The organism is Gemmatimonadaceae bacterium, from assembly GCA_020846935.1.
GTDB lineage: Bacteria > Gemmatimonadota > Gemmatimonadetes > Gemmatimonadales > Gemmatimonadaceae > RBC101.
Genome location: JADLCY010000002.1, coordinates 55,704 through 75,453, shown reverse-complemented (window position 1 = coordinate 75,453; position 19,750 = coordinate 55,704). Strand labels below are relative to the sequence as shown.

The 19,750-nt window shown below is 68.4% G+C and carries 16 protein-coding genes; 14 read left to right on the top strand and 2 right to left on the bottom strand.

Going from position 1 to position 19,750, the window contains the following annotated elements; all coding sequences use genetic code 11:
- Positions 1–62: 62 nt before the first annotated feature.
- The 7 genes from kdpF (at position 63) to IT361_04250 (ending at position 7,799) form a co-directional block, all read left to right on the top strand.
- Positions 63–152 carry a K(+)-transporting ATPase subunit F gene (gene kdpF, locus IT361_04280; GenBank protein MCC6316889.1) on the top strand — a complete coding sequence of 30 codons (90 nt, stop codon included), beginning with the start codon at positions 63–65 and terminating at the stop codon, positions 150–152.
- Positions 152–1,894: a potassium-transporting ATPase subunit KdpA gene (gene kdpA, locus IT361_04275; GenBank protein MCC6316888.1), complete on the top strand. Its 1,743-nt coding sequence runs from the start codon at positions 152–154 to the stop codon at positions 1,892–1,894. Before kdpF ends, kdpA begins: the two co-directional genes overlap by 1 nt.
- 2 nt (positions 1,895–1,896) lie before the next feature.
- Positions 1,897–3,975 (top strand): potassium-transporting ATPase subunit KdpB, encoded by a 2,079-nt coding sequence (gene kdpB / locus IT361_04270; GenBank protein MCC6316887.1) that lies wholly within the window; start codon positions 1,897–1,899, stop codon positions 3,973–3,975.
- A complete protein-coding gene (gene kdpC, locus IT361_04265) occupies positions 3,975–4,568 on the top strand; it encodes a potassium-transporting ATPase subunit KdpC (GenBank protein ID MCC6316886.1) in 594 nt (197 codons plus the stop codon). Before kdpB ends, kdpC begins: the two co-directional genes overlap by 1 nt.
- A 65-nt stretch (positions 4,569–4,633) precedes the next feature.
- Entirely contained in the window at positions 4,634–5,620 is a 987-nt protein-coding gene (locus IT361_04260) for a porin (GenBank protein ID MCC6316885.1), read from the top strand.
- 5 nt (positions 5,621–5,625) lie between these two features.
- On the top strand, positions 5,626–6,798 hold the full coding sequence (locus IT361_04255) for a universal stress protein (GenBank protein ID MCC6316884.1): 1,173 nt from the start codon (positions 5,626–5,628) through the stop codon (positions 6,796–6,798).
- Positions 6,795–7,799 (top strand): HAMP domain-containing histidine kinase, encoded by a 1,005-nt coding sequence (locus IT361_04250; GenBank protein ID MCC6316883.1) that lies wholly within the window; start codon positions 6,795–6,797, stop codon positions 7,797–7,799. Before IT361_04255 ends, IT361_04250 begins: the two co-directional genes overlap by 4 nt.
- 252 nt (positions 7,800–8,051) lie before the next feature.
- Here the strand turns inward: IT361_04250 and IT361_04245 are convergent, their stop codons facing one another.
- Complete coding sequence (locus IT361_04245) at positions 8,052–8,294, bottom strand: hypothetical protein (GenBank protein MCC6316882.1); 243 nt, start codon at positions 8,292–8,294, stop codon at positions 8,052–8,054.
- 139 nt (positions 8,295–8,433) lie between these two features.
- Entirely contained in the window at positions 8,434–9,231 is a 798-nt protein-coding gene (locus IT361_04240; protein ID MCC6316881.1) for a carbon-nitrogen hydrolase family protein, read from the bottom strand.
- A 273-nt stretch (positions 9,232–9,504) separates the two neighbouring features.
- Between IT361_04240 and IT361_04235 the strand changes: the two genes are divergently transcribed.
- The 7 genes from IT361_04235 (at position 9,505) to IT361_04205 (ending at position 19,733) form a co-directional block, all read left to right on the top strand.
- Positions 9,505–9,816 carry a hypothetical protein gene (locus IT361_04235; GenBank protein MCC6316880.1) on the top strand — a complete coding sequence of 104 codons (312 nt, stop codon included), beginning with the start codon at positions 9,505–9,507 and terminating at the stop codon, positions 9,814–9,816.
- Positions 9,817–9,950: 134 nt separating this feature from the next.
- Positions 9,951–12,365, top strand: a complete 2,415-nt coding sequence (locus IT361_04230) for an ABC transporter permease (GenBank protein ID MCC6316879.1) — start codon at positions 9,951–9,953, stop codon at positions 12,363–12,365.
- 141 nt (positions 12,366–12,506) lie between these two features.
- On the top strand, positions 12,507–13,700 hold the full coding sequence (locus IT361_04225; protein MCC6316878.1) for a metal-dependent hydrolase: 1,194 nt from the start codon (positions 12,507–12,509) through the stop codon (positions 13,698–13,700).
- Between the two features lie 133 nt (positions 13,701–13,833).
- The gene (locus tag IT361_04220; GenBank protein ID MCC6316877.1) at positions 13,834–15,174 is read left to right on the top strand and encodes a M28 family metallopeptidase; all 1,341 of its coding nucleotides are present in this window, start codon (positions 13,834–13,836) and stop codon (positions 15,172–15,174) included.
- A 12-nt stretch (positions 15,175–15,186) separates the two neighbouring features.
- On the top strand, positions 15,187–16,128 hold the full coding sequence (locus tag IT361_04215) for a hypothetical protein (GenBank protein ID MCC6316876.1): 942 nt from the start codon (positions 15,187–15,189) through the stop codon (positions 16,126–16,128).
- Between the two features lie 126 nt (positions 16,129–16,254).
- Positions 16,255–19,203, top strand: a complete 2,949-nt coding sequence (gene uvrA, locus IT361_04210) for an excinuclease ABC subunit UvrA (protein ID MCC6316875.1) — start codon at positions 16,255–16,257, stop codon at positions 19,201–19,203.
- An 8-nt stretch (positions 19,204–19,211) separates the two neighbouring features.
- Positions 19,212–19,733, top strand: coding sequence for a hypothetical protein (locus IT361_04205; GenBank protein MCC6316874.1), 522 nt, complete (start codon positions 19,212–19,214; stop codon positions 19,731–19,733).
- Positions 19,734–19,750 lie beyond the last annotated feature (17 nt).

The following is a 19,750-nucleotide window of genomic DNA, read 5'->3' as shown; positions in this document are numbered from 1 at the left end:
GCGTATGCGCGTGCCTGCCAGACGTCTGGCGGCGACACGCCGCCGCGGGAGGAGCGCGGAGCATGAACGCCGAATCGGCCACGGGCATCGCCATCGCGATAGCCCTCATGGCGTACCTGGTCTACTCGCTGCTGCGACCGGAGCGATTCTGATGACCGCCAATGGCTGGGCGCAAATCGCCCTTTTCGCCGTCGCACTCCTCGCGCTCACGAAGCCCCTGGGGTGGTATCTCGTGCGCGTCTACGACGGCACGACGCGCTGGCTCGCGCCCGTCGAGCGCGTGATCTATCGCGTTGCCGGGATCGACCCCGACGAGCGGCAGCACTGGACGCGGTACGCGGCATCGCTCCTGGTGTTCAGCGCCGCATCGATGCTGCTCACCTATGTGATGCTCCGGTGGCAGCACTGGATGCCGCTCAACCCCCAGGGGTTTCCGGCGCTACCTCCTCGCCAGGCGTTCGAAACGGCGGCGTCGTTCACGACCAACACCAACTGGCAGTCGTACGCCGGTGAGTCGACCATGTCGTACTGGTCGCAGATGACGCAGCTCGCCTTTCACAACTTCGTCTCGGCGGCCGTTGGCATGGCGGCAGCGGTCGCATTCGTGCGCGCCATCGCGGGCAACCCGCGCGCGGCCGTCCAGGCCTCCGCGGCTCGACCCACCATTGGCAACTTCTGGGTCGACACCGTGCGCGGCACGCTGTACGTGCTGTTGCCGCTGTCGCTCGTCCTCGCGCTCGTCTTCGTGCAGCAGGGTGCGCTTCAGAACTTCGCCGGGTACCTCGACCTCACGACGCTCGAAGGTGCCCGCCAGGTCCTCCCCATGGGACCGGTGGCATCGCAGGAGTCGATCAAGTTGCTGGGCACCAACGGCGGCGGGTTCTTCAACGCCAATTCTGCGCACCCGTTCGAAAACCCAACACCCTGGTCCAACTATTGGCAGATGCTGGCGATCTTTGCCATTCCGTCGGCCATGACGTGGATGCTCGGTCGCATGGTGCGCCGGCAGGCCCACGGCTGGGCGTTGTGGGCGGCAATGTTCGCCCTGTTCATGGCCGGCGTGACCACGACGTGGTGGGCCGAGGCGCGCGGGAATCCCATCCACGCGGCCCGGGGCATCGACGTCGTCGCCACGGCATCGAACCCGGGCGGCAACATGGAGGGCAAGGAGGTCCGCTTCGGCGTCGCCGCCTCGGCGCTGTTTGCCACGGTGACCACCGACGCGTCGTGCGGCGCCGTCAACGCGATGCATGACTCGTTCACCCCGATCGGCGGGCTCGCGCCGATGGTGAACATGCAGCTGGGCGAGCTGATCTTCGGCGGCGTGGGCTCGGGGCTCTACGGCATGCTCATCATGGTGGTGCTCACGGTCTTTCTCGCCGGACTCATGGTCGGGCGGACACCCGAATACCTGGGCAAGAAGATCCGGGCCCGTGAGGTGCAGATGGCGATGCTCTACATCCTTGCGTTTCCCGCGACGATCCTGATCCTCACCGCGCTTTCCGTCGTCGTTGCGCCGGGGCTGGCAGGCCTCAGCAACCAGGGGCCGCACGGGTTGAGCGAGGTGCTGTACGCCTTCTCGTCGGCGGCAGGCAACAACGGAAGTGCGTTTGCCGGGCTCACCGGTTCGACGACGTACTACAACACGCTGCTTGGGCTGGCCATGCTCGTCGGTCGGTTTGCGCTCATCGTGCCGATGCTCGCGCTGGCTGGCCACCTGGCCGCGCAGGCACCGGCGCCGGAGGGCCCCGGGACTTTCCCCGTCACCACCCCGCTGTTCGTGGTGCTCCTGGTCGCCGTGATCCTCATCGTCGGCGCCCTCACCTTCTTTCCCGCGCTCGCGCTCGGGCCGATCGTCGAGCACCTCGCGATGTCGGCCGGGCAGCTCTTCTGATCATGACCACGTCTGCTCGCCCCCTCTTCGAGCGCGCCATCGTGTGGCGCGCCATGCGAGACGCATTCGTCAAGCTCCACCCGCGCACGATGGTGCGGAACCCGGTGATGTTCGTCGTCGAAGTCGGCAGTGTATTGACGACGCTCGTCTTCGTGCGCGACGCGGCCACCGGCGCGCCCGACCTCGCCTTCACCGGCCAGCTCGCCGCTTGGCTGTGGTTCACGGTGCTCTTCGCCAACTTTGCCGAAGCCATGGCCGAGGGCCGCGGCAAGGCCCAGGCGGACACGCTGCGCGCGGCACGGACCCAGACCCGCGCAAAGCGGGTCGATGACCCCAACGACCGGCAGCACTACTACTGGGTCTCGGCCTCCGAACTCGAGCGCGGCGCGATCGTGCTGTGCGAGCCAGGCGACATCATCCCCGGCGACGGCGAAGTCATCGAGGGCGTTGCCTCGGTCGACGAGTCGGCGATCACCGGCGAATCCGCGCCCGTGATCCGCGAGTCGGGCGGCGACCGCTCGGCGGTGACCGGCGGCACCAGGGTGCTCTCCGACTGGATCCTCGTGCGCATCACGGCCGACCCCGGCGCCACGTTCCTCGATCGCATGATCGCGCTCGTCGAGGGTGCCTCGCGCCAGAAGACGCCCAACGAGGTGGCGCTCACCATCCTGCTCTCCGGACTCACCATCGTGTTCCTGCTGGCCGTGGTGACCCTGCGGCCGCTCGCGCACTACTCGGGCACGAGCGTCACGACGCCGGTGCTGGTTGCTCTGCTCGTTTGCCTCATTCCGACGACCATCGGTGGCCTGCTGTCCGCGATCGGCATCGCCGGCATGGACCGCATGATCCAGCAGAACGTGATGGCGATGAGCGGGCGTGCCGTCGAGGCGGCCGGCGACGTGAACACGCTCCTGCTCGACAAGACCGGCACCATCACGCTGGGCAATCGGCAGGCGACCGATTTCATTCCGGTCGCCGACGTGACCCACGCCCACCTCGCCCGTGCCGCCGAGCTCGCGTCGATGGCGGACGAGACGCCGGAAGGCCGCAGCATCGTGAGCCTCGCGCGCGGGGCGACAGGGAGCGCCGCGCAGGTGACCCATGCGGCGCCGTTGGAAGCCGAACACCGCTTCATCCCTTTCAGCGCGACGACGCGCATGAGCGGCGTCGACACGCGCGACACCGAATTGCGAAAAGGCGCCGGCGATGCGGTGGCGCAGTGGGTCACGGCGAATGGAGGCCGGGTCGCGCCCGCCTTGCCAGCGATCGTCGAGCGGATCGCGCGCGAGGGCGGCACCCCGCTCGTCGTCGCCGAACGCGCGCGCACCCCAGGGGCCACCGCGCGCGTCCTCGGCGTCGTCCATCTCAAGGACATTGTGAAGGCCGGCATGCGTGAGCGGTTCGATCGCTTTCGCGCGATGGGCATCCGCACCGTGATGATCACCGGTGACAACCCGCTCACGGCCGCCGCCATCGCGCTGGAGGCCGGCGTCGATGACTTCCTCGCCGAGGCGCGGCCCGAGGACAAGATGGCGCTGATCCGTCGCGAGCAGGCCGGCGGCCGCCTGGTGGCGATGACCGGTGACGGCACCAACGATGCGCCGGCGCTCGCCCAGGCCGATGTCGGACTCGCGATGAACACCGGCACGCAAGCCGCCAAGGAAGCCGGGAACATGATCGACCTCGACTCGGATCCCACGAAACTCATCGAAGTGGTGGAGATCGGGAAGCAGCTGCTCATGACCCGCGGCGCGCTGACCACGTTCTCGATCGCCAACGACGTCGCCAAGTACTTCGCGATCATCCCGGCCATGTTCATCGCTGCGTTCCCGACGCTCCAGGCCATCAACGTCATGCAGCTGCATTCCGCGCGTTCGGCGATCCTCGCCAGCGTGATCTTCAACGCGCTGATCATCGTCGCGCTGATCCCGCTCGCCCTCCGCGGCGTTCGCTACCGCCCGGCCAGGGCCTCGGTCATCCTCCGGCGCAACCTCGTCATCTACGGGGTCGGCGGGCTCGTCGTCCCCTTCATCGGAATCAAGGCCCTCGATCTCCTTCTCGTCGCCCTCGGAGTCATCTGATGCGCTCACATCTTCGACCAGCCCTCGTGCTCACGCTCGTGCTCTGTGCCATCACCGGGCTTCTGTATCCCGGCGTCGTCACGGCGCTCGCCCAGCTGCTCTTTCCCTACCAGGCCAATGGTTCGTTGATCGTGGTCGACGGACGCAATGTCGGCAGCGCGCTCATCGGGCAGTCCTTCGCGCGGCCAGGTTACTTCCATCCCCGCCCCTCGGCCGCCGGCGCCGGCTACGACGCGACCGCGTCGGCGGGAACGAACAAGGGACCCACCGACCGCAAGCTCGCCGACACGCTCGTGGTCGCCGCCATCGATGAGGCAGTGGCACGCGATGGAGCCATCAGGGGCCAGGTGCCCGCCGATCGCGCCACGCACTCGGCGTCGGGCCTGGATCCACACATCTCGCCGGCCAACGCGCAGATGCAGGTCGCGCGGGTGGCGACCGCTCGCGGTGTGGACAGTGCCGCCGTGCGAGCGGTCGTCGATCGCACAACCGAAGGAAGGCAGTTCGGCGTCTTCGGCGAGCCGCGGGTGAACGTCCTCAGGCTCAACCTGGCCATCGACAGCACGTTCCCGGCGGGAGGGCGCTCGCAATGATCCGCCGTCTCATCGTAGCAAGCAGCCTCGCAGCCGCAGCAGCGAACGCCCAGGACACCAGCACCGTGAGGTTCGCAGGCTTCGCCGACGTCTACCACGCGTGGGACGCCAACCGGCCAGCGGTCCGCGATCGCGCCTTCACCACGCAGCCTGCGCGTCACAACGAGTTCAATGTAAATCTTGCCTTCGTCGAGGGCGTACTCAGCGGACCGCGCTTGCGCGGACGCATCGCCCTGCAGGCGGGCACGAGCGTTCAGTCGAACTACGCCGGCGAGCCGCGCAACGGGAGTGTCAGCGGACCGGACCTGGCGCGGCATATCCAGGAGGCGGTGGTTGGCATGCACGTGGGTGGCACCGTGTGGGTCGACGCCGGGATCTACTTCTCGCACATCGGCGGCGAGTCGTGGATCTCCCGGGACAACCTCACCTATACGCGCTCGCTCAAGGCCGAGTATTCGCCGTACTATCAGTCGGGCGCCAAGGTCACCTGGCAGCCGTCACCAACGATCACCGCGCAGGTCAACATCGTGAATGGGTGGCAGAACATCTCCGAGACCAATGGCGACAAGGCCGCGGGCGCCCGCGTCGACTGGGCGCCATCGGGCCGCGCGACGGTCTCGCTGTACAACTTCATCGGCAACGAACGTCCGGACTCCGCGGCGTCGCAGCTCCGCGTGTTCCACGGCGCGAGTGTGAAGCTCGCCCCGAGCGAGCGTCTGACGATCGTCGGGACGTTCGATGTCGGCGTGCAGGGTTCGGCCTCCTGGTACGGAACCGCGCTGCTCACGCGCTGGCAGCCGACCGCCGCCGTCGCCCTGGTCGGGCGCATCGAGCGCTACGACGATCCGCAACAGGTGATCGTGCAGACCGGGACGTCGGATCCGTTCCGGGCGAGCGGGGGTTCCATTGGCGTCGACGTCGCCGCGTCCGCGCGCGTGCGGTGGCGCTCGGAGGTCCGCGCGCTCGGCGCGACACGCGAGGTGTTTCCCGATCGAGGGGGCGCGTCGCGCATGAATGCCGTCGTCGTGACGTCACTCGCCGCCACCTTCTGACCGCGATGTCGATCGAGCCGCCTCGTGAACCCGACGCCGGAGGTTCGACGACGTCGTTCGTCGAGATCCTGCGTCGTCGTGAGCGCGGCCGGCTCAAGGTCTACATCGGCTCGGCAGCCGGGACCGGAAAGACATACCGGATGCTGCAGGAGGCGCACGAACTGATGCGCCGGGGGATCGACGTGGTCGTCGGGTTCATCGAGACCCATGGCCGCGCCGAGACCGAGGCGCAGATCGGCAACCTCGAGGTGGTCCCGAGGCGCTCCATCGAATATCGCGGCGTGGTACTCGAGGAACTGGACCTCGACGGCGTGATCCGACGACGCCCCCAGGTGGCGCTGGTCGATGAACTGGCGCACACCAACGTGCCCGGTTCCGGCCATCGCAAGCGGTGGCAGGACGTGCTGTCGCTGCTCGATGAAGGCATCACCGTGATCTCGGCGGTCAACGTGCAGCACCTCGAGTCGCTCAACGATGTGTTGCAGCGCACCCTCGGTGTCACCGTGCGCGAGACCGTGCCTGACTGGGTCGTCGACGCCGCCGATCAGGTGGTGAACCTGGACATTTCCGCTGAAGATCTGCGGCAACGGCTGATGGACGGCCGCATCTACCCGGCCGAGAAGGTTCCCGCAGCGCTGGCCAACTTCTTCACGGACGAGAACCTCGCGACACTGCGCGAGCTGGCCCTGCGTGAAGTCGCCAGCTCCGTGGATCGCACGCGTGAGGAGATCGTGCGCCGCGAAGAGGGCGCTCGCGAGCCGCGCGCGGTCGATCGGCTGCTCGTCGCCATGTCGTCCGATCCCGAGCGGAGTCGCGTGCTCCTTCGCAAGGGCAGTCGCATTGCCGGTCGACTCAACAGCGACTGGTACTGCCTGTGGGTCGAGACTCCAGGCGAGTCCCCCGACCGCATCGACGCCACCCGACAGCGCAAGCTCGTCGACGCGATCCAGTTCGCGCAGACGCTTGGCGGCGAGTTCGTGAAGGTGCACGCGCCCGACGTCGCGGCCGCCATCCTTCGTGAGGCGCGCGCGCGCGGCGTGACGCTGGTGGTCGTCGGCCAGGGTCACACCCGATGGTGGTCTCGCCTGATGGGGACCTCGATCGTGGGGAGGCTGGTGCAGAACGCGGACGGGATCGACGTGCTGGTGGCGTCGGCCGATGACGAGGCGCGTCCATGATGTCCGTGGGCCGCCGTCTCACGCTCTCGCTGATGCCGGCGATGATCGGGCTCGCGATCACCGTGGGTCTGGCCTACTACGGTGAACACGAGCGCCGGCCGCCGGAGTGGTTCGTGATCGTGGCGCTGATCTCTGCGGTGGCGTCGAGTGTTCTGGCGTGGGCGGTCACTCGTCACGTCGCGCGACGCCTGGAGCGACTCGCCGACTGGCGGCGCGATGGTGACGGTGCCCTCAGGCGCGCGGCCCTGGCCCTCGGCGACGACGTGGCGCCCTCCCGCCCGAACCGATCGCGGGACGAACTCGAAACCATCGAGCGCATCGTCGATCGCCTCGTGGAGGCCTACGAACGAACGTCGGTCGACAACACACGGCTTGCAACGCAGCTGGAAGCGACCCGCGAAGAGTGGTCGCGACTGGTACAGGAGACCTCGGGCGAGGTCGTGCAGCAGCTGGAACAGGTGCGCTTGCCCCTGCACATTCTGCTCGAGAACCACTTCGGTGACCTCAACGAGAACCAGGAGGAGATGCTGGGCGCTGCACGCGGCGCCGCAGAGCAGGCCGACCACGCGGCCCTGCGGCTCCGGGACCTGGCCGCCTTCGACCTGGGCAACTTGCCGCTGCGGCGCGATGCCGTGCATCTGGCCGATCTGCTGGCGACGATCGTGCCGGGGCTCGAGGCAGAAGCGGCGCGTCGAGGCATCCCGCTGGAGGTCCATGTCGCGCCCGCGCTGCCGACTTTGCCCGGCGATCGCGGACGCCTGCATGAGGCGCTGCAGGCCCTGCTGCTCGACACCGTGCACCGCGCGACCGGGCGTGTGTGCGTCGACGTCGATCGCTCGGGCGGATCGGTGGTCATGACGGTGACCGGAGCGACGGCCATGCCGGGTGCGGGTCTCGGAGCCCTGGTGCGACGCGTGGTGGCCGCGCACGGGGGGAGTCTGGAGTGGGCCGATGCGCCAGCCGGGCTGCGACTCGTCCTGACGGGGAGCGGCGCACCCTAGCCCAACTCACCGCACGACGCTCAGCTGCGCGTCTGGGCCAAGCCCGACCAACGCGACATCGCAGGTGACGCGGGTCGCCCCCGTCGCCATGACAAGGGAAGAATTGCCGCCTCGCAGGGCCGTGAGGTTCGTTCAGAGCCGCCGGCGCCCCGCGGCGTGAGCGCGCAGAATGCGGGCCGCCCTACAGACATGGCACGACGATCGCCCCTTCGGCCGGCGACGGCATCGAGCTGCTCCCAGGATTGCGGCTGCTCAACGCGTTGGCGTCAGTGCGCCGCGCTCCGCCCGTACCGCCTCGGCGGCCGTCTCGGTCGTGACCACGGGTTCGAGCCGCGCGAGCGCCGCGCGCAGTTCATCCGGCGTGAGCTGCTGTGCCACCCGTTCGAGCTCGCCGCGCAGAAAATCGGAGAGCGAAAGGCCCCTGGCAGCCGCCCGGGCCTCAAGCTGCCGGTGAAGGCGATCGGGGACATGACCAATCCGAATCATCCTGGACATGTGCAAAATTTGCACGCATGTCGAGTACTGTCACATGGCGCGACCAGTGCTCACTGACGCCACCAAGCCCTGGTTGCGGGAACCTCGACCTGACCTTGGCGCTTGCGTGCCACGGCCCGCCTCCGCGCTCGGCGCGGGGCTATTGCGCCTCCACCAACCGCTCGGGGGCAAACCGTCGCGCCAGGTACCCGGTGGCCGCGGCCAGGTCGAGCTCGGCCACGAGCAACCCCGGCCTTCCGTATGGAAGGTGTGCCTGACATTCGCCCGAAGGCGCGATCAGCGCCGTGGCCGATTCCTGGTAGCGCAATCCGACGTTGACGCTCGCGAAGTAGACCGTGTTTTCCCGGCTCCGCATGCGCATCGCCTGCTCGTAGTACGGATTGCCCGGCGCGCCGAACGACGTCAGCGCCGGACCCTCACGATCGCTCCCGGTAATCTGCGGGTGGAAAACGATCTGTGCCCCACGTCCTGCCGCCCATCGCACGGTCTCCGGGTACCGCCAGCCTTCGTGACAGATCGCGATACCGAAGCGCAGGCCGTCGGACTCGAAGAGTTGACGCGTCGTGCCCGGGACGTAGTAAGCCTCCTCGCTGGGGTCCAGCTGATTCTTGGTCTGCATGCCACGCACGCGACCATCGCGATCCACCACGAGTGCAGCGACCTGTCGACCTTCGGGTGTGCGGTGTTCGATACCGAGGATCGTCGTGATGCGATACGCGCGTGACCAGTCACTCACCTGGCCCACGACTCGCGCTTCATCATCGGAGTCGAACGCGGGCACGGGGAAATCCTGTCCACGGAGCCCTGGCACATACGCTTCGGGGAAGCAGACGACGCGCGCCCCCTGCGAGGCGGCGTCGCTGATGAAGGTGCGGACGTGCTCCAGGGCCTCGTCGATGGACGCCGGAAGCGGAGGTGAAGCGAGCGCGATTCGCATCGTCGGGTCGTTAGGCGCGCCGCGCGCCAGGTCGAGGCGCGGCGCTGCGGGTCACCCGCCCAATCTACCGGTGTGAGCCCGGTGCCCCCATCCACCGGTCCACCGTTCGCACACGCTCAGCCGTCCGCCCGCCGAGCCGATCCGATCCGATCCCTCGATCCGTCCATCCGTCCATCGTCGGTCCATCCGTCCCGGCCGCCAACGGTCCCCTTGGCGCCTTCCCCGCAACGCGGCCGCCCGCTAAGGTCCGAATACCCACCCCGAGGAGTCCCAATGGCCACCTGGCGCGAGAAGATCGACGGCATGATGAAGGAACTGCAGCAGGAACGTGACGAGCTGCGCGTGAAGATGGCGCTCGGCAAGGCCGAGCTGCGCGAGGAGCTGGCCGAGCTGGATACCAAGCTCGACGTGCTCAAGGCACGGGCCGCCACCTGGGCCGACAAGGCCGAAGACGAAGCCGAGGATCTGCTGGATGACGCCAGGGAGAAGGCAGGGGATTGGCTCGGCGAGATCCGACAGGGATACCAAAAGCTCCGCGACCGGATCTCCAACGACGACAAGCCGGCAGCACCGCCTCCGGCCTGACCCTCTAACGATCGCCACGGGGCCTCACGGCCCCGTCGTGCGTTTGTGAAGCACTCGACGGCTGACACCGGGAACGGCGGCGCGCCGTAGGCGCAGGAGTCGAAGAGACCGCCGACTCTCTGCCCGGACCCATCGTGAGCTTCCCTTCTCCCCTGCGATTCGCCTGGCGGGCACTCGCCTCGCGCCCCGCCTTCTCCGCGGTCGTCATCGCCTGTCTCACCATCGGCATCGCGGTGAACACCACCCTCTTCGCGGTGTTCGACGCCGTGCTCTGGCGTCCGTACGACTTTCCTCAGCCCGAACGACTGGTGTCGCTGCGTACTCGCGTCGTCCAGCGGGGCTTCGAGGCGGGACTCGCAGTCGGCACGTTTCGGGATCTCCAGCGCGAGACGCGAGCGTTTGCCGATGTCGGGGGCAGCATCGGTCGGAGCCTGACCATCACCGACGGCCAGGAACCGGAGCGGCTCGAGGGCGCGATGATCAGCAGCTCCCTCTTTCGCACTCTGGGTATTCGCCCACAGTTCGGCCGCACCTTCCGCGACGACGAAGACGCCGGTGCCGGGGCACGCGTCGCAGTTCTTTCGGACGCGCTCTGGCGCCGTCGCTATGCGGCCGACCCATCGATCGTCGGGCGTGCGATCCAGGTGAACGGCGAGCCGTACGAAGTCGTCGGCGTCATGCCGATCGGTTTCCGCTTCCCGGAGAACCACGAGCTGTGGATCCCGATCGGCGAGTTCGGCCGGCTCGATACGCGGGACCAACGGTACGTCGAGACCTACGCGCGCCTGGCCACCGGCGTGACGCTGACGCAGGCGAGCGCCGAATACGACGCGACGATCCGGCGCATCGAACAGGCGCACGGCCTCGCCGCCCAGGGTTGGCAGGGCGAGATCGTGTCGCTGCGCGACGCGTTCATTCCCGACGACATTCGCGTGGTCGTGACGGCGATGATGGGCGCGGTGACGTTCGTGCTCCTCATCGCGTGCGCGAACGTTGCGAACCTGATGCTCGCGCGCGCCACCGCTCGCGAACGCGAGATCGCCGTGCGCGCGGCGTTGGGTGCCGGGCGCTGGGCCATTGTCCGGCAGCTGCTCTCTGAGGCCGCGATCATGGCTCTGGTCGCCGGTGCGCTGTCGTTCCCCCTCGCAACACTCGGTCTTGCCCTCATCGATCGCGGGATTCCGCCGGGCGATGCCGTTCCGTACTACATCCAGTGGCGCATCGACGGGCGCGTGGCGCTGTACACGGGGCTGGTCTCGCTGCTCGCGGCGCTGGCCTTCGGGCTGCTCCCCGCCCTTCAGGCGACGAGTGGCGGCATCTACGGTGCCCTCAAGGAGGGCGGCAGGGGCAGCGGCTCCGGCAGAGCAAAGAACCGAACGCGGGCGGTGCTGGTGGTGACCGAGGTCGCCCTCGCCCTCGTGCTGCTCGTCGGCGCGTCGTTGTTCGTTCGCTCGTTTGCGGTGATGGAAGGAGAGGGCGTGGGCTTCGAAACGGCGGGGATCATGACCATGCGGACCTACCTCGGGGGTACGGTCTACGACTCCATCACGCCCCGCGTGCAGAGGGTCGAGGACATCGTGCGCCGCGTGCAGGCGCTCCCCGGCGTGCAGTCTGTCACGGCATCGAGCATGGTCCCGCTCGATGGCGGCGGTCGCATGGACCGGGTGGAGGTGTCGGGCCGTGACGTGCGCGCTGACGAGGCGCCGCTCATGTGGTGGAGCGGCGTCACAGGGCAGTGGGCTCAGGTGCTTGGCCTGCAGTTCGTCGCCGGTCGCGACCTGACGGCCGCCGAGCGGCAGGGGAGGACGCCGGTGGCCGTGATCGACGAACGCATGGCGGCGGTCCATTGGCCCGGCGAAGATGCGTTAGGCAGGCAGTTCCGCGTGGCCGGGGACAGCACCCTGCCGTGGTTCACGGTCGTTGGCGTCGTGAAACACTACCGTCAGGGCGAACTGGGCGACCGCGATGAAGACCCGCCATCGGTGTTCGTGCCGTTCGCGTACCATGTGCCGCGCACGATCGCCCTGATGGTCCGCGTGGCCGGCGATCCGGCGTCGTTCACCGCGACGATTCGCGATCAGGTTCGTGCGTCGGACGCCGCCCTGCCCGTGTTCGCCGCCCTGTCCATGGAGGAGGTGCGACGGCTGGGTTTCTGGGAATACGGACTCTTCGGCGCGATGTTCGGCGTGTTTGGCGTGGTGGCGCTCATCCTCGCGGCGGTCGGCGTCTATGGGGTGATTGCGTACGGCGTGTCGCAACGCACCAGGGAGTTCGGGGTCCGACTGGCACTCGGCGCGCAACGGCGCGGCGTCATGGAGATGGTGGTGCGGCACGGTGTGACCCTCGCCGCCATCGGCATCGCGATCGGTCTCGCGGGCGCCCTGGGCGTGACGCGCGCCCTGCGTTCGATCCTGACGGTGAGCCCGACCGACCCGATCACCTTTGTGGCCGTGCCTCTGTTCCTCGCGGTCGTGGCCGTCGTCGCCAGCTGGATCCCCGCCCGGCGCGCCACGGCCGTCGACCCGATCGTGGCGCTGCGGGCGGAGTAGCGCGGGGCCGGTGGCTCGGGCTCGCCGTTGTCGGGACGAGACACCGGGGTGCCGTACGCGCACCCCGGTTTCGCGCCGCCCGCGCGCACGATAGCCTCCCCGTCGCCAGCGTCGTCCCCGCTCACCCATTCGTCGGCTCGCTTGGACAACATCACCCACGCTCTCGCCGGCGCGCTCCTTGGCGCCGCGACCATCGAAATCGTCAGGCGTCACCACGGCGAACCCGCCATCGGGCTGCGTCGCGCGGCGTATGCGATCGGCATCGTCACCGCCGAGCTGCCTGACGCGGACCTGGTGTACGCGGGCGATCGGCTCGGCATCGGGACGCTGGGCTACATGCTGCACCACCGGGGCCACACCCATACCGTGGTGTTCGCCGTGCTGGCAGCATTTCTTGTGTGGGGCATCGCCCTCGCCTGGCGCCGCGGGCTGCGCGAGCCTGCGTACGCACGCCCTCTCCTCTGCCTCGCGCTCGTCGGCAGCCTGTCCCACATCGCCCTCGACTTCACGAACAGCTACGGCGTGCACCCGTGGTGGCCGATCGACAATCGCTGGTTCTACGGGGACGCGGTGTTCATCATCGAGCCCTGGCTCTTTGTTGCCGCGATCCCGCCGTTGTTCTTCGTGGCCCGAAGTGTGGGGGCACGAACTCTGTGCCTCCTCGTCGCCGGGGCGATCCTGGCGGCCGTGTGGCGCGTTGAGCTGGTGGGGCCGGCACTCGCCATCACCCTGACGGTGGCGATGGCCGCGTGGGCGGCGCTGGTGTGGTGGGCGCCTCCAGGTCGGCGGGTCGCGATGGGGCTCACGGCATGGATGGCGTTCGAAGCCCTGTCGTTCGCCACCTCGGGCCTCGCCAGGCGGTCGGTCGAAGGTGCCGTTGCGGTGGGCCTGCGCGACGTCGTAATCACGCCGGGCCCGGGAAACCCCTTCTGTCTTTCGGCGATCGTCGTCACCGATGCCGCGAGCACCTACGAGGCGACGAGTGCTGTCGTCGCCGCCGTTCCCGGCCTCGTGCCCGTCGGGCGATGCGGGCCCGCCGTGCGTGGGCTGGTCGATGGTGTGCCATCACGCCGCGCCGACACCGCCGGGATTCGATGGGGAACTGCGTGGTCGGCGACGACCGAGGAGCTGCGGACGTTCGCCGAGTCCAACTGCGCCATCGACGCGGCCCTCGAATTCATGCGCGTCCCTGCGTGGCGCCGTTTGGGCAACGACCGGGTGGAGTTCTACGACCTCCGGTTCGGCGCCGGGGGATTCGCATCGATCGTGACGCCGCTCCGGCCGGGCGCATGCCCCGGGTGGCGACCGGGCTGGATCGGACGCATGGGTGCCTAGCGCCACTCAGTCGGCCCGGGCTTTCCGGGGCGTTCGACCGACGACGCCGGCGTGTGTCGCACCGCAATGCACGCTCCCGCTCCGTGAGTGAGTAGCTCGCAGTACCTTCAGGGTTCAGCCAACCCCACTCTGCATGCGTGTCCTCCTGCTTCTCGCCCTGGCGCTCCCGCTGTCGGCGCAATCGCCGGCTGCCGACGTGGACTCCCGGATCGCCAGGCTCGTGGCGTCGGTGTCCGAACAGCGCCTTCATGATCTCACGGCAAAGCTCGTCTCCTTCCACACGCGATCGACGCTTTCCGACGCCACCTCGGCGACGCGGGGGATCGGCGCCGCCCGGCAATGGATCCACGACGAACTCCGGCGATCGAGTCCGAGGTTGCAGGTCTCCTTCGACACGCATCGCATTGCACAGCAAGGGCGCATCACGCGGGACGTTGAGCTGCGCAACGTCATGGCCGTGCTCCCTGGGCGCTCGCCGCGGCGGATCTACATCACGGGGCACTACGACACGGTGAACCTCGGCGGCGGCGGTCAGCTCGCACTCAACGCGGCCGGGGCCAACCCGCAGGCCAACCGCGACTTCAACCACGACGTCGATGCGCCCGGCGCCAACGACGACGGCAGCGGAACCGTGCTGACCATGGAGCTGGCCCGCGTGTTCGCCGAGAGCGGCATCACGTTCGACGCCACGCTGGTGTTCATGACGTGGGCTGGGGAGGAGCAGGGACTGATCGGCTCGAGCGTGCACGCCCAGCAGCTCGCGGCCGATCGCATCGTCGTCGAGGCAAACTTCAACAACGACATCGTGGGCAACATCCACGGGGGTGGTGGCCTGGTGGACGGCGAGAGCGTGCGCGTCTACTCCCTGGGTCCCGAGGATTCGATGAACCGCGCGCTGGCCCGCTACGTCCAGCGTGTTGCCGCTCTCTACGTGCCCGCGCATCACGTCCGCCTCATGGCGAGAGAGGACCGCTTTGGGCGAGGGAGCGATCACTCGTCATTCACGGCGTTCAACTTTCCTGCCGTCGTATTCCGCGAAGCCAACGAGAACTACTCGCGACAGCACACGGCGAACGACACCCTCGGGGGCGTCGACTTCGCATACCTGGCGCAGAACGCGCGAGTCAACGCGGCCGCCGCGGCCTCGCTGGCCCTCGCACCGCCGGCGCCCGCCGTCACCGGCGATCGCGGTCAGGCGCTCGTGTCGCGCAACCCGAGTGGCTACGACGCCACGCTCCAGTGGCAGGCTTCGCCGGGCGCGATCGCGTATCGCGTCTACTGGCGCGACACGTGGAGCAATTCATGGGAGCGATCGCAGGGTGTCGGGAACGTGACGCGCTTCACCTTCCCCGGCCTGTCTATCGACGACTGGGTCTTTGGCGTCGCGGCGATCGGGGCCGATGGCTCGGAGAGCCTCGTGAGCGCGTACGTATCGCCGACGCGGCGGATGACCGAGGTCAAGGTGGTCCGGTAACCCCCTGAGTGCATGACGCCCAGGGCTCCTGACGAGCGAGAGCGCTTCACCCGGGCACTCGACGCCCTGGTCGACCGCATCAGGGCGGACCGCGCCGTCCTCGCGGCGATCCTGTGCGGCAGTCTGGCGCACGACACCGTGTGGGCGCGCAGCGACATCGACCTCGTGCTCATCACCATCGACGACCCCAGGGTCGAGAGCACGGGGATGGCCATCGATGCGGACGGCATCAACGTGCACGCGATCCTCTATCCGCGCGCGACGTTCCGCCGACTCGCCGAAGGCGCGATTCGCAACTCGTTCATGCACTCGCTGCTCGCCAAGGGGCGATTGCTGTATTCGCACGACGAGTCGATCACCGCCATCGTCGCGCGCCTCGGGGAACTCGGTGATCGCGACGCGCAGGTCCTCCTGCTGGGCGCCGCGACCGGCGCCCTCTCCTGCCTGTACAAGGCGCACAAGTGGTTCATCACGCGCGCCGACCTGGACTACACCGCGCTCTGGATGCTCCACGCGGCCGAACCGCTCGCCCGCATCGAGGTGATCGGCCACGGCCTTCTCGCCGATCGCGAGGTCCTCCCGCAGGCCCTCACGCTCAACCCGGTGTTCTTCGACCTCGCGTACACCAGGCTGCTGAACGAACCCAAGACGCGCGCAAACGTGCAGGCGACGCTGGAAGCGATGGATGCGTATGTCGCCGCCAGGATCCCGGGCTTTGCGACGCCGGTCATCGCCTACCTCATCGGTGCAGGCGAGGCGCGTTCGGCGACCGAGCTCGATGCACACTTCGCGCGCACCACGGGCATCGGGCAGGTGAGCGGAACCTGCGAGTACCTCGCGGATCAGGGCATCATCGGCAAGGCCTCGATCGCCGCGCGCCTGACGAAGAAGAGCACGGCGGACGTGCAGGAGCTGGCGTTCTACGCGCTGTCGCCCCCTCCCGGGGATCGATAGGGCGCCGCCTCTCCTTCGCCCCCCGGCGCGCCGGGTGAGCGGTCGCGGGACTCGCCTTACCCCACTGGCAGAGCCGGCTCGACGCGGCAGAATTCGTATCGTTCCCGTGACCCGCCCGCCGTGTCGATTCGACGCACGAACAACGCGCGACCCGCTCGCTCAGCCGCTACCACCGCGCCGCGCACGACGGTCGCGGTGCAGGGCGCGAGGGTCCACAACCTCCGCAACATCTCCGTCGAGATTCCGCGCGACAGCCTCGTCGTGTTCACGGGCCTCTCGGGCTCCGGTAAATCGAGCCTGGCCTTCGACACGATCTACGCCGAGGGCCAGCGGCGATACATGGAGTCGTTGTCCAGCTACGCGCGGCGTTTCGTTTCACAGGTGACCAAACCGGACGTCGACTACGTCTTCGGGCTTTCTCCGGTGATCTCGATCGAGCAGAAAACGATCGCCGCCAACCCGCGGTCGACCGTCGGCACGATGACCGACATCGCGAGCTACCTCAACCTGCTCTTCGCGACCATCGGCGATCCACACTGCCCGCGCACGGGTGAGGCCGTGCCATCGCGCTCGGCCAGTCAGGTCCTCGAGGCCATCCTGTCGCTCCCGGCCGGCACCGAACTCGAACTGCGAGCGCCGGTCTCCAGGGTGTACGGCGAGGACCTCGATGTCGTGTTCCAGGAAGTGCGCAAGAAGGGGATCCGCCGCATCGTCATCGACGGCACGACGCACGACCTCGCGAACCAGTTCACGGTCGACGACAGCGTGGTGCGCGAGATGGATGCGGTGGTCGACCGGTTCATCGTGCGGCGATCGAGCGAAAAGGCGATCAAGGCGGCCATCGCCGCCGCGCTCCTGGTGGGCGATGGGCTCGTGCAGCTCACCGCGATCACCGGATCGAAAAAGGCGGAGGTCGCCAGGGTGCTCGCTGCTCACGTGAGTCGCACCCACCGGTTTGTCTATGTCGACATCCAGCCCGACTACTTCCAGTTCAACAACCCCGAGTCGGCATGCCGCACCTGCGGTGGACTCGGCATCGACAAGCTCACGCATCCCGAACTGCTGATCCCCGATCCCCAGCGCAGCATTCGCGCGGGCTGCTTCGTGAGGGAGGCCTTCCGCTACAACCCCGAGACCTGGGACGGCCGCATCATGTACACGCTGTCCCGGCAGCTCGGCTTCTCGCTCGACACGCCGTGGGTGGAGTTGAGCGACTCGGCGCGGAACGCTGTGCTGTACGGCGCGGAGAAGCGCTTCCGGACCGAAGCGCCGCCCGAGGCCGCCGTGAAGCGCGAGGACTGGGATCGCCACGAGGTCGGCTTTGGCGGCATCGCGCGGCGGATCGAGCGACACTACCGTCGCTATCGCCAGCGTGGCGAGGCGGACTCGCGCATGGAGGCCTGGCTGGACAAGGTGATGGTCGAGCACACCTGTCCCGACTGCCAGGGCGCCCGCTTGCGGGCAACGCGCCTGCTGTTCACGGTTGGGGGAAAGACCACCCGCGAGGTGGGGCTGCTCAACTTCGACGAACTGCACCGGTTCCTCGGGACGCTCCGCCCGGTGGGGCGCGGCGCCGCGGCCGGTCGCCAGGTGCTTCACGAAGTGCGGGCGCGGCTCGACCTGCTCCTCGGCATCGGCCTCGACTACCTGAACCTGGATCGACGCGCCGGCACGCTTTCGGGTGGCGAGTCGCAGCGCATCCGGCTCTCCACGCAGATCGGATCGGGGCTCATGGGAATGCTCTATGTGCTCGACGAGCCCAGCATCGGCCTGCACCCCAGGGACAACGCGAAGATGATCGCGACGCTCGAGAGCCTGCGCGACGTGGGCAACACCGTCATCGTGGTGGAGCATGACGAGGACACCGTGCGCGCCGCGGACCACGTCGTGGAGATGGGCCCGGGGCCCGGGGTGCATGGTGGCACCGTCGTCGCACAGGGAACGATCGACGACCTGATCGCCTGCAAGACATCACCCACCGGACAGTTCCTCTCCGGCCGACGCGCGATCGCGCTGCCCGCTCGCCGTCGCACCGGCAACGGGCACTCGCTCGTCATCCGCGGCGCTCGCGAGAACAACCTCAAGTCCGTGGACGTGACGATCCCGCTCGGCGTCATCGTGGCGATCACCGGTGCGTCGGGTTCGGGGAAGAGCACGCTCATCAACGACGTGCTCTACAAGGCGCTCTGGAAACGCCTCGAGGACACGCGCACCCTGCCCGGCGCCCACGACCGCATCGACGGCATGGAGCACGTGCACAAGGTCGTGAATATCGACCAGTCGCCCATCGGTCGGAACAGCCGCTCCAATCCCGCGACCTACATCGGTTTCTACGACACCATCCGCGACCTCTTCACGACGGCGCCGCTTGCCGTGGAACGTGAGTACAGGGCCGGCCGGTTCTCGTTCAATGTGAAGGGCGGGCGATGCGAGGAGTGCCAGGGCGAAGGCGTGATCACCACGCAACTCTACTTCATGCCCGACGTCGAGGTCACCTGCGGGGCCTGCAAGGGCGCGCGATTCAACCCCGAGACGCTCGACGTCTCCGTGCGCGGCAAGACGATCGCCGACATCCTCGACATGTCCGTCGAGGAGGCGGTGACGTTCTTTGCTGCCGACCCCGCGATCGCGAAGAAGGTCGAGGTGCTGCACACGCTCGGACTTGGCTACATCACGCTTGGGCAGTCGTCGACCACGTTGTCCGGGGGCGAGGCCCAGCGGGTGAAGATCGCGACCGAGCTGAGCAAGTTGCAGCGTGCGAAGCACACCGTGTACATCCTCGACGAGCCTACGACCGGTTTGCATCTCGCGGACGTGGAGCGCCTGCTCGCCTCACTCAATCAGCTGGTGGACGCCGGGCACTCCGTGATCCTGATCGAGCATCACCTCGACGTCATCAAGACCGCCGATCACGTCATCGACCTCGGTCCGGAGGGCGGCCACGCGGGAGGCCGCGTGCTGGTGACCGGTACGCCGGAGTGCGTCGCCGCGTGCCGCGCCTCGCACACCGGGCAGTTCCTCAAGGCGCACCTGGCCAGGGCGCAGCGCCAGGTGCGGCCGCGCGCGCGGTCGTGAGCCGTGCCATGAGTCGTGGCCCGTCGACCGCGGAGCGTCGCCTCAGCGCCCCGTTGCGCCTTCGACGGTCCATTGGTCGCATGCTGGTCGGGTCGGGAGCGATCGTCGTGATGGCCTGCTTCGACAGCCAGGGCCCTCCAACGGGGAGCAGCGTGTGCACCGCGACGGCCAGATACCCGAACGCAATCGGATGCGCCCACGTGTCCGGCCGCGTGACCAGCACGCGCGGCGTCGTCCTGGACTCCATCGAGGGATTCGTCCGCCTGAGCGACGCGTGCGTGTGTTCACTCTCGCGGATCGAAGGCGACGACAACGGCGTCTATACCACCACGGTGTATCGGCTGGCGCGCCCGGGCGCGTTCACCGACACGGCGACGGGCACGGTGGTCGTCCTGGCGAGTGCGCCCAAGTACCCGCGGCACGTGACCGGGTCCGCCTATTTCGATACGATGCGCGTGACGCTGCGCTTCGCGCCCAACGGAGCCGTGCCCCCGACCGCGCAGGTCGACCTGAGGATTCCGCTGCCGTAGGCCGACGGCACGCCGGC